Origin of the sequence: Gordonia caeni (assembly GCF_039537105.1) — a bacterium.
GTDB classification, from domain to species: domain Bacteria; phylum Actinomycetota; class Actinomycetes; order Mycobacteriales; family Mycobacteriaceae; genus Gordonia; species Gordonia caeni.
This window is the reverse complement of the sequence record NZ_BAAAZW010000001.1, coordinates 326,612-341,262: the sequence shown is the minus strand read 5'-3', so window position 1 is coordinate 341,262 and position 14,651 is coordinate 326,612. Positions and strand designations below refer to the sequence as shown.

The following is a 14,651-nucleotide window of genomic DNA, read 5'->3' as shown; positions in this document are numbered from 1 at the left end:
CCTGAGCACCGTGCAGCATCACGTCCCGTTCTGGCGCCGCGTCCTGGTCGCCACCGACCCCGGCCGGCTCCGGCTGATCAACGCCTGCACGGTGGCGATCGCAGTGCTGATCAGCACCGTGATCGCGTGGCTGCTGGTGACCTTCGCGCACGCCGACCACGCACTCCTCGCCATGGGGGCGTTCCTCGCCCTGCAGATGGGACTGGTGGTCAAGGATCCGGTGGACCGCGACCGCGTGGTGTCCACCGCCCTGCTGGCCGTTCCAATCGTGACCGGTCTCTGCGTCGCCACCCTGCTGGCGCGGTGGCACTGGCTGGAGATCGTGGTCTTCGTCGGTGTCGGCGGCACGGCCACCTGGCTACGGCGGTTCGGGCCGCGCGCCTGGGCCGTGGGCGCGATGGCCTTCTTCGCCTACTTCTTCGCCCTGTTCCTGCGGCCCTCACTGGACCAGCTCCCGGAGTTCTGCCTGGTCGCAGTATGTGCGGTGGGGTCGGTTCTGCTGGTCCGCCTGGCGACGGCGCGGCCCCACCCGCAGCGGCGGATCGCCGTCCTGCTCGCCGAGCTCCGCGGCGCCGGATCCGGTGCGCTCGCCGCAGCGATCGCGACGGCACCCGGCGACGACCTGTCCAAGACGCTGCACACCCGCCTGGCGCGGGTGGACACCGTCTCCCGATCGATCAACGCCTGGCAGACCCAGTTCTCCACCGGGCATGTGATCGACTGCGACGCCACCACCTTCGCCACCCGCGTCCTCGACGCCCGCATCGACACCGACCACGCCTGCCTGGAGATCGCCGAGCGGCTGCGCGACGGCGACCCGGACCTGACCCGACTGGTCGCCGAGCCGGTGGCCGACCTGGGGTCGGTCCTGGCCTCGCGCACCCCGCCGGACGCGGTGCGTGCCACCGCCGAGCGGGCGGCTGCGCGCCTGAGTGCACGCCGGTCCGCCACGCCCGCCCAGGCCGCCGCGGCGATCACCGACCGCGCGGTGATCGCGCAGGCGCGACTCCGCGAGGTCGATCTGCGTCACCCGCTGCCCGAGCCGGAACGGCCCGCCGATCCCGGCCCCGCCCCGGGGCCCGCTACGCCGGGCGCACCGGTTCCGCCGTGGTGGCAGCCCTGGAAGCGCTGGGCGGCCACCACCCGCATGGCCGTCCAGGTGATGGTGGCCACCGGCCTGGCCACCATCGTCGGCGAGGCGATCTCGGCCGACCGCTGGTACTGGGCGGTGCTGACGGCCTTCATCGTCTTCGTCGGCACCACCACCCGCGGCGCCATCCTGACCCGCGCATCGCACCGCGTCCTCGGCACTTTTGCCGGTGTGACGGTCGGATTCGCGCTGGCACTCCTGCTGGACGGGAACGTCCCAGGACTGATCGTGATGTGTGTGGGCGCCGTCTTCTGCACCCTCTACTTCGGCCCTCTGCTGTACGCGGTCCAGGCGTTCTTCATGACCGTCGTCCTGACCGCCATGTACGGTCTGCTCGGCGTACTCGACCGGCACATCCTCGAGTTGCGTCTGGCCGAGACGGTGGCCGGCGCCGCGATCGGCGTGATCTGCGCCTACCTGGTGTTCTCCACCAGTTCCCGACCGGCGCTGCGTGCCGGGGTGAACCATTACTTCGACGTCCTCGATGCGTTGCTCGAAGACATCCGTGCCGCGCTGACCGGCACGGGAGCCGGCCGGCAGCTGCTCGATGAGGTGTGCGGCGGCTGGATACGGCGAACGCCGACGTGTCGGGGACGCTCGAGGCCATGTCGATCAGCCTGCTCGCCGGCAGACGCACGCTGTACGCCCGGCTGGAACACCTGATGGGCGCCTCGACGCGGTACGCAGACCGGCTCGCCAAGATCGCGATCAGCGCGACCGCGCAGCCGGCCACGGACTCCCCCGACGCCGCCGCCCTGGCGTCCCGGTTCGAGGCCGCCGTCGATCACGTCCTGGCCTCGGCCGCGCTGGCCCGGGCCGCAGTCTGCGACGGCGCACGCGAGCCGGTCCAGGTGAACCAGACCGTCGTGCTCGGCCTGTTCGCGGACTCCCCGTCCGACCCGCGCTCCCCACAGGCGGGCGCGGTGATCATGCTGTCCCGCCTCAACTGGGTTCTGCTGCGTGCCGCGCAGGTACGGCGCGACGCCTGATCCCCGGCAGGCTAGGTTCGTAGTCGATGTCCACACCCGCTTATCCCCCGTCGCCCGTCGCCCCGCCCGCGGCGCTCGTCGTCGACGGCAGCTACCAGTTCGGCACCTACGACGGCCCCATCCCGATCATCAACCCCCTCGACGCCGGCGCCGGCACGCGGCGGCGCCCCCTGCGCCGGGTGAACCGCAACCTGCGGCTCAAAGAGTGGGAGGCCTTCCAGCTGGGCGACGACGACTGGTTCGTTCTCGGTGCGGTCTACAACGCGAAGACCGTCGGGCTGATTCAGGTGCTCGCGGTGAACAAGCACGAGGCGACCATCACACGCTGGGAGACCAAGATGCCGGCGCCGACCCTGTCGGTGGCGCGTGGGCTCCTCGGCTCGTCCTCGCGCGGCCGCGTCGCCGACTTCCGGGTGGAGATCGGCAACCATCTCGACCGCGGCCGGGTGGCCGTGGACGCCCATCACCCCGGTCGGCGCAACCACCCGTCGATGGGCCTGCACGTGACCGGCTACTGCGGTCCCGAGGACGCCGGCCATCTGGTGGTGGTGCACCCGTTCAGTGCCGACCGCGCGCTGTACTCGCACAAGGTGATGATGCCGATGTCGGGCAGCCTGGTGATCGGCGGCGAGCAGGTCGGATTCACGCCGGACCGCGGGCACCTGATCATCGACGACCACCACGGCGACTATCCCCGCCCCATGCGCTACGACTGGGTCACCGGCATCCGGTGCTCCGACCCCACGGGCTCCGGCGGGGCAGGCACGGTGGAGGGCTTCAACCTCACCGCCAATCAGGTCCTGGACCCGGCCCAGTTCAACGAGAACGCCCTCTGGATCGGCAACCGGGTCCACCGGCTGCCGCCGGTCACCGTGGAACGCCCGCAGGGCCCCTGGGGCAAGTGGCTGATCCGCGACGCCTCCGGCGCCGTGGACGTCACCTTCACCCCCACCGTCCGGTCGACGATGCACGTCGGACCGCGCAAGTCGTTCGCCGAGTACTACGCCCCCTACGGCTGGTACGAGGGAGCCATCGAAGCCGAAGGCGCCTCCATGAACGTCGACGGCATGTTCGGCGTCGGCGAGCAGAAGCGAATCACCATCTGACGTTTCCGGTATCGAGCGGAATCGCCCCCAGCTGATCCAGCCGAGTCGAGATCCATCGCACCCTCGCTGATCGAGCGGAGTCGAGATCCATTGCAGCACAACGTGTCTCGACTGCGCTGGACCGGCGAAGGCGGCTCAGGGGACGACATTGACCATCCGGCCGGGGACGTAGATCACCTTCCGGGGCTCGCCGTCGAGCAGGGCGGCGATCTTCTCGTCGGCGAGGGCCGCGGCCACCACGGTGGCCTCGTCGGCGTCGGCGGCCACCTGGATGCGGCTGCGCACCTTGCCCTTCACCTGCACCGGCACCTCGACCACGTCCTCCACAAGGTACCTCTCATCGGCCTCCGGGAACGGTCCGCGAGCGAGAGACGCGTTGTGCCCCAACCGGTTCCAGAGTTCCTCGGCGAGATGCGGAGCCAGGGGAGCGAGCATCAGCACCAGCTGCTCGACGGCCTCCCGGGGTGCGCCGTCGGGGTAGTTCTTGGTGAGGTGATTGGTCAGCTCGATCAGCTTGGCACCCGCGGTGTTCATCCGCAGTGCGTCGAAGTCCTCGCGCGTGCCGACGATGGTCTTGTGGAGCACCCGCAGCGTCTCCTCGGGCGCCGCGACATCGGCGACCCGAACCCCGCCGGTCTCCTCGTCCACCACCAGGCGCCACACGCGCTGCAGGAAGCGCTGCGCACCCACCACGTCCTTGGTGGCCCACGGGCGGGACTGGTCCAGCGGCCCCATCGCCATCTCGTAGACGCGCAGCGTGTCGGCGCCGTAATCGCGGCAGATGTCGTCGGGCGCAACGGAGTTCTTGAGGGACTTGCCCATCTTTCCGTACTCCTGGCTGACCTCCTGATCGCCGTGGAAGTACTTCCCGTCGCGCTCGCTCACCTCGTCGGCCGGCACGTACACGCCGCGCTCGTCGGTGTAGGCGTACGCCTGGATCATGCCCTGGTTGAACAGCCTTCGGTACGGCTCGGCGCTGGTGACGTAACCGAGGTCGAACAGCACCTTGTGCCAGAACCGCGAGTACAGCAGATGCAGCACCGCGTGCTCCACGCCGCCGATGTACAGGTCCAGGCCACCGGGATCGTCCGGCCCGTGCAGCGCCGGCCGCGGGCCCATCCAGTAGGCCTCGTTCTCCTTGGCGCACAGGGTTTCCTGGTTGGTGGGATCGATGTAGCGCAGCTGGTACCAGGAGCTGCCGGCCCACTGCGGCATCACGTTGGTGTCGCGGGTGTAGGTCTGCAGGCCGTCTCCCAGGTCCAGGTCCACCGTCACCCACTCGGTCGCCTTGGCCAGCGGGGGAGAGGGCCGGCTGTCGGCGTCCTCGGGGTCGAAGGCCACCGGCGCGTAATCGGCCACCTCGGGCAGCTCGACCGGCAGCATCGTCTCCGGCAACGCGACCGGTGCGCCGTGCTCGTCGTAGACGATGGGGAAGGGCTCGCCCCAGTACCGCTGGCGCGCGAACAGCCAGTCGCGCAGCTTGTACTGGACGGTGCCCACACCGGCACCGTCTGCCTCCAGACGCTCGATCATCGCGGCCTTGGCCTCGCCGACCGCCATGCCGTCCAGGAAACCCGAGTTGACCAGCGGTCCGTCGCCGGTGAAGGCGACCTCGGCGATCCCTTCCGCGCTGCCGATCACCTCGCGGATGGGCAGCCCGAAGGCGGTGGCGAAGTCGTAGTCGCGCTCGTCGTGCGCCGGCACGGCCATGATGGCGCCGGTGCCGTAACCGATCAGGACGTAGTCGGCGATGAAGACGGGGAGCTGTTCGCCGTTGACCGGGTTGGTGGCGTAGCCGCCGGTGAAGACACCGGTCTTGTCCTTGTTCTCCTGCCGCTCCAGATCGCTCTTGGCGGCGATCGACGCGCGATACGCGGCGACGGCGGCCTTCGGGTCGTCGGCGCCGCCGGTCCAGCGCTCGTCGGTGCCGTCCGGCCACGACTGCGCGACCAGCTGATCGACCAGCGGATGCTCGGGGGCCAGCACCATGTAGCTCGCCCCGAAGAGAGTGTCCGGGCGGGTGGTGAAGACCTCGATGGAGGCCTCGGTGCCCGGGACGGGGAACTGCACCTGCGCGCCGCGCGAACGTCCGATCCAGTTGCGCTGCATCGTCTTGACCTTCTCCGGCCAGTCCAGCAGCTCCAGATCGTCGAGCAGGCGATCGGAGTACGCGGTGATCCGCATCATCCACTGACGCAGATTCTTGCGATAGACCGGGAAGTTCCCGCGCTCGCTGCGGCCGTCGGCGGTCACCTCTTCGTTGGCCAGCACGGTCCCGAGCCCGGGGCACCAGTTGACCAGCGAGTCGCTCAAGTACACCAGCCGGTGGGAGTCGAGGACCTCCCGTCGGCCGGTCTCGTCGAGTTCCGACCAGACCCGGCCGTCGTCCAGAGCCCTTGCCCCGGAATCGAATTCGGCGATCAGCTCGGCGATGCGGCGGGCCTTGCCCTGCTCGGGGTCGAACCAGGAGTTGTAGATCTGCAGAAAGATCCACTGCGTCCAGCGGTAGAAGTCGGGATCGGTGGTGGCCACCCGGCGCCGCTCGTCGTGGCCCAGACCGAGACGGCGGATCTGCTGCAGATAGCGCTCGATGTTCGCCTCGGTGGTGGTGCGCGGGTGCGTGCCGGTCTGCACCGCGTACTGCTCGGCGGGCAGGCCGAACGAGTCGAAACCCATCGTGTGCAGCACGTTGCGCCCGATCATCCGCTGGAAGCGCGCGTAGACGTCCGAGGCGATGAAGCCCAGCGGGTGGCCGACGTGCAGGCCGGCGCCCGAGGGGTAGGGGAACATGTCCTGAACGAAGAGCTTGTCGGGCGCCTGCGGATCGGTGCCGGAGAACTCCGAGAAGTCCCCGGCGAGGGGCCCGACGGGGTTCGGCGCGGCGAAGGTCTGCTTGGCGGTCCAGTACTCCTGCCAGCGCGATTCGATGTCACCGGCGGTCTGCGCGGTGTAACGGTGACCTGGGGTGCTGTCGGCGATGCTCACCCGACCAGGGTAAATCGTCACCGATGCCGCGTGCGAAGCGCCTCGGTCGTACAGTTGGGGCGTGTATGTCGTCTCCATGATCGCCGCGATCGTCGTCTTCGCAATCGCCGCGCTGTGGGCTGCGGTGGGCGTGACCGGCCTGCTCGGGAGGTTTCCGGGCAATCGCTGGGTCGGCGTCCGCACCACCGAGACCATCGCCACTGAAGAAGCGTGGGTTCTGGCGCACCGCGTCGCCGCCCCCGGGTTCCTCGGCGGCGCGGTCGCACTGACCCTCGGCGGCCTGCTGTCCCTGATGAACCCGTGGGGCTTCCTGTACGCCCTCGGCGGCCTGCTCATCGGCCTGCTGGCGGTATCGGTGGTCAGCGGTGTGGCCGTGCGCGCCGCGGAGAGCGTCGCCGTACCGGAGAGCGGCTGCACCAGCGGCTGCTGTTCCGGCGGTGACACCGCCGCCACCGAGCCCGCGGCCGGCTGCGCGGGGGAGAGCAGTACCGATCCGGCCGCCGACTGCGGTCAGTCCAGCTGCGGCTCGTGCGCCCTGGCCGGGATGTGCCTGCCGGAGTCCGCGGCGGGAAGCGGCCCCGGTCACTGATGTTCGGCAGACTCCTGTCGAAGTCGCCGATCGACGGCTTCGTCCTCTCCATCATGCTCGCAGTGGTCGTCGCCGCCTTCTTCCCGGCGCGCGGCGCCTTCGCCGAGGTCCTCGACTACGTCGTCATCGCGGCCATCGCCCTGCTGTTCTTCCTGTACGGCACGCGGCTGCACCCGCGCGAGGCGTTGCGCGGGCTGACCCACTGGCGCCTGCACCTGACGATCCTGGCGTTCACCTTCGTGCTGTTCCCGATCGTGGGCGTGGTCCTGGCGCCGCTGCTGTCGCACGTAATCGGCCAGGACCTGTCGGCCGGCATCCTGTACCTGACGCTGGTGCCGTCCACCGTGCAGTCGTCGATCGCCTTCACCTCCATCGCCCGCGGCAACGTCCCCGGCGCGATCGTCAGCGCCTCGGTCTCGAACCTGCTCGGCGTCGTCCTGACCCCGCTGCTGGCGGTGTGGCTGATGAGCACCGACTCCGGCGTCCATGTGGACGCCACGGCGGTCACCAAGATCATGCTGCAGATCCTGCTGCCGTTCATCGTGGGCCAGCTGGCACGGCCGTGGGTGGCGCCGCTGCTGCAGCGGTACGCCGAGCCGACCAAGTACGTCGATCGCGGTTCGATCGTCCTGGTGGTCTTCGTCGCCTTCAGCGAGGGCGTGCGCGACGGCCTGTGGTCCCTGGTCAGCGCCTGGCAGGTGGTGCTGATGACGATCATCGCCACGGCGCTGGTGATCGTGATGCTGGTCCTGTCCGGCTGGCTGCCCAAACGGATGGGCTTCGATCGCGCGGACACCGTCGCCATCCAGTTCTGCGGCACCAAGAAGTCTCTGGCCACCGGTCTGCCGATGGCGACCGTGCTGTTCGCCGGCTCCCAGGTGGGCCTGATCGTGCTGCCGCTGATGATCTTCCACCAGGTGCAGCTGATCCTCTGCTCGTGGCTGGCGACCCGGTACGGGCGGCAGGCCGACGACGAGGACGTCGCCGCCGCCCCATGAGCCTCTATCGGCCCGGGACCCGGTGTGCCAGGCTGGAGACATGACCGGACGCAAGCTCAACGGACTCGTGGTGGCCGTCACCGGCGGCGCCGCAGGAATCGGCCGCCAGATCGCCGGACAGGCGGCGGCGGCCGGCGCGCACGTGGCGATCGGTGACCGGGACCGCGCCGGCGCCGAACGCGCCGCCACCGAACTCGGGGGCCGAGCCCGCGGCTACCGGCTCGACGTCACCGACGAAGCCGCCTACACCGCCTTCCTCGACGCCGTCACCGCCGACCTGGGTCCGATCGACGTGCTGGTGAACAACGCCGGCGTGATGTGGGTCGGGCCGTTCGACGCCGAGCCGGAGAAGGCCACCGAGGCGATGTTCGCGGTCAATGTGCTCGGGGTGATCCGCGGCGTGCGGCTGGTGGCACCGGGCATGCGCGAGCGCGGCAAGGGCCACATCGTCACCATCGCGTCGGCGGCGTCGAAACTGGCACCCCCCGGTGAGTCGACCTATGCCGCCAGCAAACACGCCGTGCTCGGCTACCTGACGGGCGTCCGCGAGGAACTGCGGGGGAGCGGTGTGCAGATCTCGGCGATCATGCCGGGCGTGGTCGACACCGCCCTGGCGGCCGGCACCGACACCGGTGCCGCGAAGCTCCTCAGCCCCGACGACGTCGCCGCCGCCGTGATTCGGGTGATCGCCAAACCGCGGTTCATCACCACCATCCCGGCGTACATCGGCCCGCTGGTGGCTTTCGCCGGGGTGCTGCCGCAGCGAGTGCGCGACCTGCTGCTGCGCCAGGCCGTCCCCGATCAGGTGGCTGCGGCCGCCGGCGCCGACCGCAGCGAGTACGAGAAGGACGCTCTGAACTGACCGAGTGGCAGGGGATCAGACGGTCTCGTCGCTCGCGGTGAGCACTGCCGCCTCCCGGCGCATCTTCACCCGGTGACGCAGCCAGCGCACCAGCACCACCAGCACCCCGCCGACCACGAGTCCGATCACCAGGACACCCATCAGTTGAACCCCGGCCGTGGCGCCCAGCAGGTACGCCAGCAACAGCACGCACGTGGCCCACGTAGATCCGCCGATGACCGTCGCGATCGCATAGCGCCGGGCCGGGACGTCGGACAGTCCGGCGGCGATGGGCACCAGGGTGCGGACGTAACCGATCCACCGCCCGACCGGAACGGTCAGGTAGCTGTTGTGCCGGACCCGCTCCTCGGCGTGCTCCCAGTTGTCGTCGCCGAACTTGCGTCCGGCCCACGACTGCTGAATTCGCGGGCCGGTGCGGTGACCGAGGTAGAAGCCGGTCATGTCCCCGCACAGCGCCGCGGTGCACGCCACCGCGATGAGGACGTAGATGTTCGGCTGCCCGATCGCCGCCGCGACGCCCGCGGCGATCAGCGTCGCCTCGCTGGGCAGGATCAGGCCGCAGACCAGGATGGCGGTCTCGGAGTAGACCACCCCGAACACCACCAGGTAGACGGCCCAGGCGGGGGCGAGATCGACCACGGAAGTCAGCCAGTCGGAGATCTCGTGCATGTCAGTTGGTACGCGGATCTGCCGGGTAGGTGGCCAGCAGGGGGAGCGGCCACTCCTGGCGTCGAAGGACCTCGTGCCACACGTCGACGGTGGCGGGCGCGAGCAGATCCGACGGCAGGCTTCCCGCGATGAGCCAGCTGTCCTCGGCGAGTTCGTCGTCGAGTTGTCCCGCATCCCAGCCCGCGTATCCGGCGAAGATCCGGACTCCGCTGAGCACCGGTTCCAGATCGCCGGGATCGGCGTCCAGGTCGACCATGCAGACCGGGCCGCGGACCTGATGCAGCTTGGGCTGGGCGGCCACGTCGATCCCGGTCTTGGCCACGCCCAGGCACACCGCCGACTCGGTCTGCACCGGTCCGCCGATGAAGACGGCGCGGGGAGAGGCGGCCAGTTCCGACCACTCCGGGAGAATGTTGAACACCGCGGCCTGGCTCATCCGATTGAGCACCACCCCGAGGGTTCCGTTCTCGTCGTGCTCGATCACGTAGATCACCGTGCGCGCGAAGGTCGGGCCCGTCAGCGAGGTCGATGCGATCAACAGGGAACCGGGTCCCACCTGCGCCGGATCGCGGTAGTCATCGCCAGCCACGGATCAATCATGGCACAGCGGGGCCACAGCGTCTCTTCCCTCCCGTCACAGGTTCGCTCGGTAGGCTCGATCAGTGCGTTTCCTCCGATCGCTGCGGCACTCGCCCGGCCTGTGGCGACTGCTGCTGGTCCGGCTGACGAGCCAGCTCAGCGACGGCGCCTTCCAGGCCGCCCTGGCCTTCTCCATCTTGTTCAATCCGGACCGGCACACCGATCCGATGGCCGTCGCGGCGGGTTTCGCCGTACTGCTGCTGCCGTACTCGCTGATCGGCCCGTTCGCCGGGGCGCTGCTCGATCACTGGGACCGACGGCGAGTCCTGGTGTGGGTGAACGTCTTACGGGCCGTCGCCGTGGCCCTGGTGGCCCTGGCGATGGGCAGCGACGCCCCGGAGCCGGTGGTGCTGGTGGCGGCGCTGATCGTGACCGGCTGCAGCCGCTTCGTCGCCTCCGGGCTGTCGGCGGCGCTTCCGCACGTCGCCGAACGCGACGTGCTGATCGAGATGAACGCCTTCTTCACCACGCTCGGCGCCGTTCTGCTGGCCGGCGGGTCCCTGATCTCGGTGGGTCTGCGGGCGATCTTCGGCTCCGACAATGCGGGCTCGGCGGCCACCCTGCTGGCCGGCTCGGCGATCGCCCTGCTGTCGGCCACCATCGCCGCCGGTTTCGCCAAGCGCTTCCTGGGCCCGGACACCCCCGACGATGCCGGACACAACGCGCTGTACGCGGTGGCGCACGGTCTGGGGCACGGCCTGCGCGCCGCCGCCTCCACCCGGACCGTCGCAGTGGTCCTGTCCGCGATCGGCGTCCACCGCTTCGTCTTCGGCATCAACACCCTGATGCTGCTGCTCATCGTGCGTTCGACCGACCTGGGCCCGATCCGCGGACACGACGTCGGAGCGCTGGCCGTGATCGGCGGCGGCGTGGCGCTCGGCGCGCTGGTCGCCGCCTTCACCACACCCGTCCTGGTACACCGGGTCGGCCGCCGCTGGACCATCGTCACCGCGCTCACTGTGGCGCTGGCCGCCGAGCTGGCGCTGATCGAGATCGGGTGGGCCACCATCTGCACCGCCGCCGTCCTCCTGGGCCTCGCCGGGCAGACCATCAAGCTGTGCGGCGACCTGGCCATGCAGGCCGACGTCTCCGACACCTACCGGGGGCAGGTGTTCGCCGTCCAGGACGGACTGTTCAACGCCGCTTTCGTCGCCGCCATGGTCCTCGCGGCCATGTTCCTGCCGCTCGACGGCATCGCGCCCGGCCTGGTGCTGTTCGGCGCGGGACTGTACTTCTTCGCCGCGATCGGCGTCTGGCTGATGCATCCGCCGAAGATCCGGACGAGCCGGTCGATCACCCCGGCCCCGCCGTTGATCGACAGCTGACCCTCGCGCGACCACGTCCGCAGTTCACTACGCATTTCGACTTCGCCCGCGGGACGGTTCGCAGGCGTCGACCGCTGTCGAAGCCGGCCCGACAGAGGCCCTATGGCGTCGACGGAGGGAGATTAATTCTCCCTTTGTCGTCGCCATACGGCCGGTGTCACGCCGGGTCAGCACGTTCGGCCGCCCTCAGCGTGGAGGCCGCTCAGTCGGGCTCGACCACCCGGTCCGCGTACCCGTCGCCGTCGGTGTCCTCCAGGATCGCCTCGGGGCGACCGTCGCCGTCGGCATCGATCTCCAGGCGCCCGGGGGAGGGCGGCGTGCTCTGGTGCCCGGCCGGGGCGCCCGGGACCGACTGCTCCCACAGCCCCAGTCCGGAGTCCCGGAAGAATCGCTCGGGGACTCCGTCATCGTCCAGGTCGAGGACCGCGCGATCGGCGACCCCGTCGCCGTCGCTGTCCCACATCGCATCGTCGATCCGGCCGTCGCCGTCGAAATCGAGGGCGACCGCATCGAGTACCCCGTCGCCGTTCAGGTCCAGGTCGGCCGGACTGTGCCAGGTCGACGTCGCCCCGTCACCGGTGCCGAAGAAGTACTCGAGGGCATCCATGTGAGTTGGACGCTCGGCGGACACGGCCGGTTCCCCGACACGCCGCCGGCGTCTGAGCTCGGGGCCCTTCGACAAGCTCATGGGACGAACGACCAGCTCAGGGGAGAACGGGTCGGTCAGGGGACGAACGACAAGCTCAGGGGCGAACGGGTCGGTCAGTAGCCCATGGTGCGGATGGCGCCGGCGAGGTCGTCGAGCTGGGAACGGCGCACGTCCAGATGCGGCGAGATCCGCAGCAGCGCCTGTTCGGTCGCCAGGGGTGCCCGCCACGAGTCCGCGCAGGTCACCAGAATGCCAATGTCCTGGAGCCGGCGCTGCGCCGCGGCGACGTCACTGGGCTGCCAGCCAGGCGGCGGCGCCAGCGTCACCAGCGCCGACGGCTCCTCGATCGGTTCGAGGACCTCCCACGAGGCGATGCCGTAGAGCCGTTCCCGGGTGATCTGGCCGATCTTCGCGAGTTCCCGGAAGACCCGCTGCTGACCGATGTCCAGGAGTTCACTCACCGCCTGGCCCAGACCCAGCGCGCCGGCCACGTACGCATCCGACGAGTCGATCTGCACCGGCCGGATGGCGTCCGAGCGCACCGCGATGAAGCCGACGCCGCGCGGTCCGGTCAGCCACTTGCGGGAGGTGCCGTAGACGATGTCGGCGCCGGTCACCGTCGGGACTTGACCGACCGCCTGCGCCATGTCGACCACGACGGGAACGTTCGCGTAGTGGGCCACGTCGACGATCTCGTGCACCGGCTGCACCACACCGCCGGCCGAGCCGATCTGGCAGACGTGGATGAATGCGGGCTGGTCGAACTGCAGCATGTTCTCCAGCGCGTCCACGTCGACGTGCCCGTAGACGTCCGCCGAGGGCATGGTGCGCACGGCCAGCCCGCGCCGCTCGAACTCGTCGAGGTTGGGACCGAACTCGTTGGTCGCCACCCAGACGGTGGAGGCGACCGGCAGATTCCAGTTGTTGAGCAGCGCACGCAGACAGGTCCGGGCGCTGTCCCGGTACGACAGCTCGTCGGCGGTGTGCCCGATCAGGGACGCGAGCCCGCGACGGCCCGCCTCGAGCGCCCCGGCCTGCTCCTCGGCGGCCACGTACGAACCGCGCTCGGCCTCCCGCCACAGATGCGAGGTGATGGTCTCGATCCCCGCGCGCGACGTCCGGCCCGCCGAAGCGGAGTCCAGGTGCGCGATGGTCGGCTCGATCCGAGCCGCATGCCACTCTTCCCCGAGGTCGCTGCAGTACATACCCGGTAATCTACCGTTGCGCCCACCACTGCAGTAGGGCCGCCTCGGCGTCCTCGCGGGAGAGCGGTCCCGAATCCAGGCGCAACTCCTTGAGGTGACGCCAGGCTTCGCCGACCTCGGGCCCGGGAGACAAGCCGAGCAGTTCCATGATGGCGTTGCCGTCCAGGTCGGGCCGGACCCGGCTGAGGTCCTCCGCGGCCTGCAGCTCGGCGATCCGCTGTTCCAGATCGTCGTAGGTCTCCTGCAGCCGGCGCGCCCGGCGCCGGTTCCGCGTGGTGCAGTCCGCACGCACCAGCTTGTGCAGCCGGTCGAGCAGGGGGCCGGCGTCGGTGACATAGCGCCGCACCGCCGAATCGGTCCACCGGCCCTCGCCGTAGCCGTGAAACCGCAGATGCAGGAACACCAGTTGGGAGACGTCGTCGACCGTCGCCTTGGGGTACTTGAGGGCGCGCAGGCGCTTGCGGACCAGCTTGGCGCCGACCACCTCGTGATGATGGAAGCTGACGCCGCCGCCGGGTTCGTGCTTGCGGGTGGCCGGCTTGCCGACGTCGTGCAGTAGCGCCGCCCAGCGCAGAATCGGATCGGGCCCGCCCTCTTCGAGGTCGATGGCCTGCTTCAGGACGGTCAGCGAATGCTGGTAGACGTCTTTGTGCTGGTGATGCTCGTCGATGGTCAGCTTCATGCCCGGGACCTCCGGGAGGATCCGGTCGGCCAGACCCGTCTCCACCAGCAGGTCCACCGCCTCCAGCGGGTGCTCACCGCAGATCAGCTTGTCCAGCTCGGCCTGGATCCGCTCGGCGGTGATGCGGTCGATCTGCCCGGCCATCTCCTCGGTGGCGGCCCGCGTGCGCTCCGACAGCGTGAAGCCCAGCTGGGAGACGAAGCGGATGCCGCGGAGCATGCGCAGCGGATCGTCGTTGAACGAGTCCTCCGGTGCGGCCGGTGTGTCGATGACACCGGCCAGCAGGTCGTTCATCCCGTCGAGGGGATCGCAGAACTCCTGGCTGCCATCCGCAGCCACCCGCACCGCCATCGCGTTGACCCGGAAGTCCCGCCGGATCAGGTCCCCCTCGAGGGTGTCGCCGAAGGTCACCGTCGGCTTCCGGCCGACGCGGTCGTAGGCGTCGGCCCGATACGTGGTGATCTCGATCATGTGGTCGTCTTTGGCCGCGCTGACCGTGCCGAACTCGATGCCAGTGTCCCAGACCGCGTCGGCCCAGCCGCCGAGGATCTGCGCGATCACCTCGGGTCGCGCATCGGTGGTGAAGTCGAGGTCGTTGCCGAGGCGGCCGAGGACCGCATCCCGGACGCTGCCGCCCACCAGATAGAGCTCGTGGCCGCCCTCGGCGAAACGCTGCGCGAGCGGGGTGAGCACGTCGCCCAGGTCGCGAAGAGTGATCGCTGCGGCGGCGAGCAGCCGGGAGCGGCGCTCGGCCCGGTCCGCGGCGGCGGCATCCTCCGCGGGCGCACTGTCGGTCATGACAT

General features: G+C 69.9%; 13 protein-coding genes. 7 read left to right on the top strand and 6 right to left on the bottom strand.

From position 1 onward, the window contains the following. Positions 1–10: 10 nt before the first annotated feature. The 3 genes from ABD732_RS01630 to ABD732_RS01620 are packed head-to-tail and all read left to right on the top strand — an operon-like array spanning position 11 to position 3,245. On the top strand, positions 11–1,813 hold the full coding sequence (locus tag ABD732_RS01630; RefSeq protein ID WP_344779898.1) for an FUSC family protein: 1,803 nt from the start codon (positions 11–13) through the stop codon (positions 1,811–1,813). After that, positions 1,756–2,139, top strand: coding sequence for a hypothetical protein (locus tag ABD732_RS01625; RefSeq protein ID WP_344779896.1), 384 nt, complete (start codon positions 1,756–1,758; stop codon positions 2,137–2,139). The genes ABD732_RS01630 and ABD732_RS01625 overlap by 58 nt, the downstream gene beginning before the upstream one ends. A gap of 26 nt (positions 2,140–2,165) precedes the next feature. Then, positions 2,166–3,245, top strand: a complete 1,080-nt coding sequence (locus ABD732_RS01620) for a DUF2804 family protein (protein ID WP_344779894.1) — start codon at positions 2,166–2,168, stop codon at positions 3,243–3,245. A gap of 135 nt (positions 3,246–3,380) precedes the next feature. Here the strand turns inward: ABD732_RS01620 and leuS are convergent, their stop codons facing one another. Next, complete coding sequence (gene leuS, locus ABD732_RS01615; RefSeq protein ID WP_344779892.1) at positions 3,381–6,230, bottom strand: leucine--tRNA ligase; 2,850 nt, start codon at positions 6,228–6,230, stop codon at positions 3,381–3,383. Positions 6,231–6,291: 61 nt separating this feature from the next. Here leuS and ABD732_RS01610 point away from each other — a divergent pair, with 61 nt between their 5' ends. The 3 genes from ABD732_RS01610 to ABD732_RS01600 are packed head-to-tail and all read left to right on the top strand — an operon-like array spanning position 6,292 to position 8,679. After that, on the top strand, positions 6,292–6,819 hold the full coding sequence (locus ABD732_RS01610; protein WP_344779890.1) for an SdpI family protein: 528 nt from the start codon (positions 6,292–6,294) through the stop codon (positions 6,817–6,819). After that, a complete protein-coding gene (locus tag ABD732_RS01605; protein WP_344779888.1) occupies positions 6,819–7,817 on the top strand; it encodes a bile acid:sodium symporter family protein in 999 nt (332 codons plus the stop codon). The genes ABD732_RS01610 and ABD732_RS01605 overlap by 1 nt, the downstream gene beginning before the upstream one ends. Positions 7,818–7,857: 40 nt before the next feature. Continuing rightward, complete coding sequence (locus ABD732_RS01600) at positions 7,858–8,679, top strand: SDR family oxidoreductase (protein ID WP_344779886.1); 822 nt, start codon at positions 7,858–7,860, stop codon at positions 8,677–8,679. 15 nt (positions 8,680–8,694) lie between these two features. Here the strand turns inward: ABD732_RS01600 and ABD732_RS01595 are convergent, their stop codons facing one another. Both ABD732_RS01595 and ABD732_RS01590 read right to left on the bottom strand, forming a co-directional pair. Then, positions 8,695–9,348: a DedA family protein gene (locus ABD732_RS01595; protein WP_344779884.1), complete on the bottom strand. Its 654-nt coding sequence runs from the start codon at positions 9,346–9,348 to the stop codon at positions 8,695–8,697. Between the two features lies 1 nt (position 9,349). Beyond that, positions 9,350–9,937, bottom strand: coding sequence for a YqgE/AlgH family protein (locus ABD732_RS01590; protein ID WP_344779882.1), 588 nt, complete (start codon positions 9,935–9,937; stop codon positions 9,350–9,352). Positions 9,938–10,010: 73 nt separating this feature from the next. On the opposite strand from ABD732_RS01590, the gene ABD732_RS01585 reads away from it, so the two are divergent. Further along, positions 10,011–11,312 carry an MFS transporter gene (locus tag ABD732_RS01585; RefSeq protein WP_344779880.1) on the top strand — a complete coding sequence of 434 codons (1,302 nt, stop codon included), beginning with the start codon at positions 10,011–10,013 and terminating at the stop codon, positions 11,310–11,312. A gap of 202 nt (positions 11,313–11,514) precedes the next feature. On the opposite strand, the gene ABD732_RS01580 is transcribed toward ABD732_RS01585, so the two are convergent. The 3 genes from ABD732_RS01580 to ABD732_RS01570 form a co-directional block, all read right to left on the bottom strand. Further along, positions 11,515–11,919: a lysozyme family protein gene (locus tag ABD732_RS01580; RefSeq protein ID WP_344779878.1), complete on the bottom strand. Its 405-nt coding sequence runs from the start codon at positions 11,917–11,919 to the stop codon at positions 11,515–11,517. A 155-nt stretch (positions 11,920–12,074) separates the two neighbouring features. After that, positions 12,075–13,166 carry an aminotransferase class V-fold PLP-dependent enzyme gene (locus ABD732_RS01575; RefSeq protein ID WP_344779876.1) on the bottom strand — a complete coding sequence of 364 codons (1,092 nt, stop codon included), beginning with the start codon at positions 13,164–13,166 and terminating at the stop codon, positions 12,075–12,077. Positions 13,167–13,176: 10 nt separating this feature from the next. Continuing rightward, positions 13,177–14,646, bottom strand: coding sequence for a CCA tRNA nucleotidyltransferase (locus tag ABD732_RS01570; RefSeq protein WP_344779874.1), 1,470 nt, complete (start codon positions 14,644–14,646; stop codon positions 13,177–13,179). Positions 14,647–14,651 lie beyond the last annotated feature (5 nt).

Excerpts from the sequence above, each read along its gene's own strand:
- ABD732_RS01625 (WP_344779896.1), top strand. The coding sequence starts at position 1,756 with ATGTCGATCAGCCTGCTCGCCGGCAGACGCACGCTGTACGCCCGGCTG.
- ABD732_RS01620 (WP_344779894.1), top strand. The coding sequence starts at position 2,166 with ATGTCCACACCCGCTTATCCCCCGTCGCCCGTCGCCCCGCCCGCGGCG.
- ABD732_RS01605 (WP_344779888.1), top strand. The coding sequence starts at position 6,819 with ATGTTCGGCAGACTCCTGTCGAAGTCGCCGATCGACGGCTTCGTCCTC.
- ABD732_RS01600 (WP_344779886.1), top strand. The coding sequence starts at position 7,858 with ATGACCGGACGCAAGCTCAACGGACTCGTGGTGGCCGTCACCGGCGGC.
- ABD732_RS01595 (WP_344779884.1), bottom strand. The coding sequence starts at position 9,348 with ATGCACGAGATCTCCGACTGGCTGACTTCCGTGGTCGATCTCGCCCCC.
- ABD732_RS01580 (WP_344779878.1), bottom strand. The coding sequence starts at position 11,919 with ATGGATGCCCTCGAGTACTTCTTCGGCACCGGTGACGGGGCGACGTCG.
- ABD732_RS01575 (WP_344779876.1), bottom strand. The coding sequence starts at position 13,166 with ATGTACTGCAGCGACCTCGGGGAAGAGTGGCATGCGGCTCGGATCGAG.
- ABD732_RS01570 (WP_344779874.1), bottom strand. The coding sequence starts at position 14,646 with ATGACCGACAGTGCGCCCGCGGAGGATGCCGCCGCCGCGGACCGGGCC.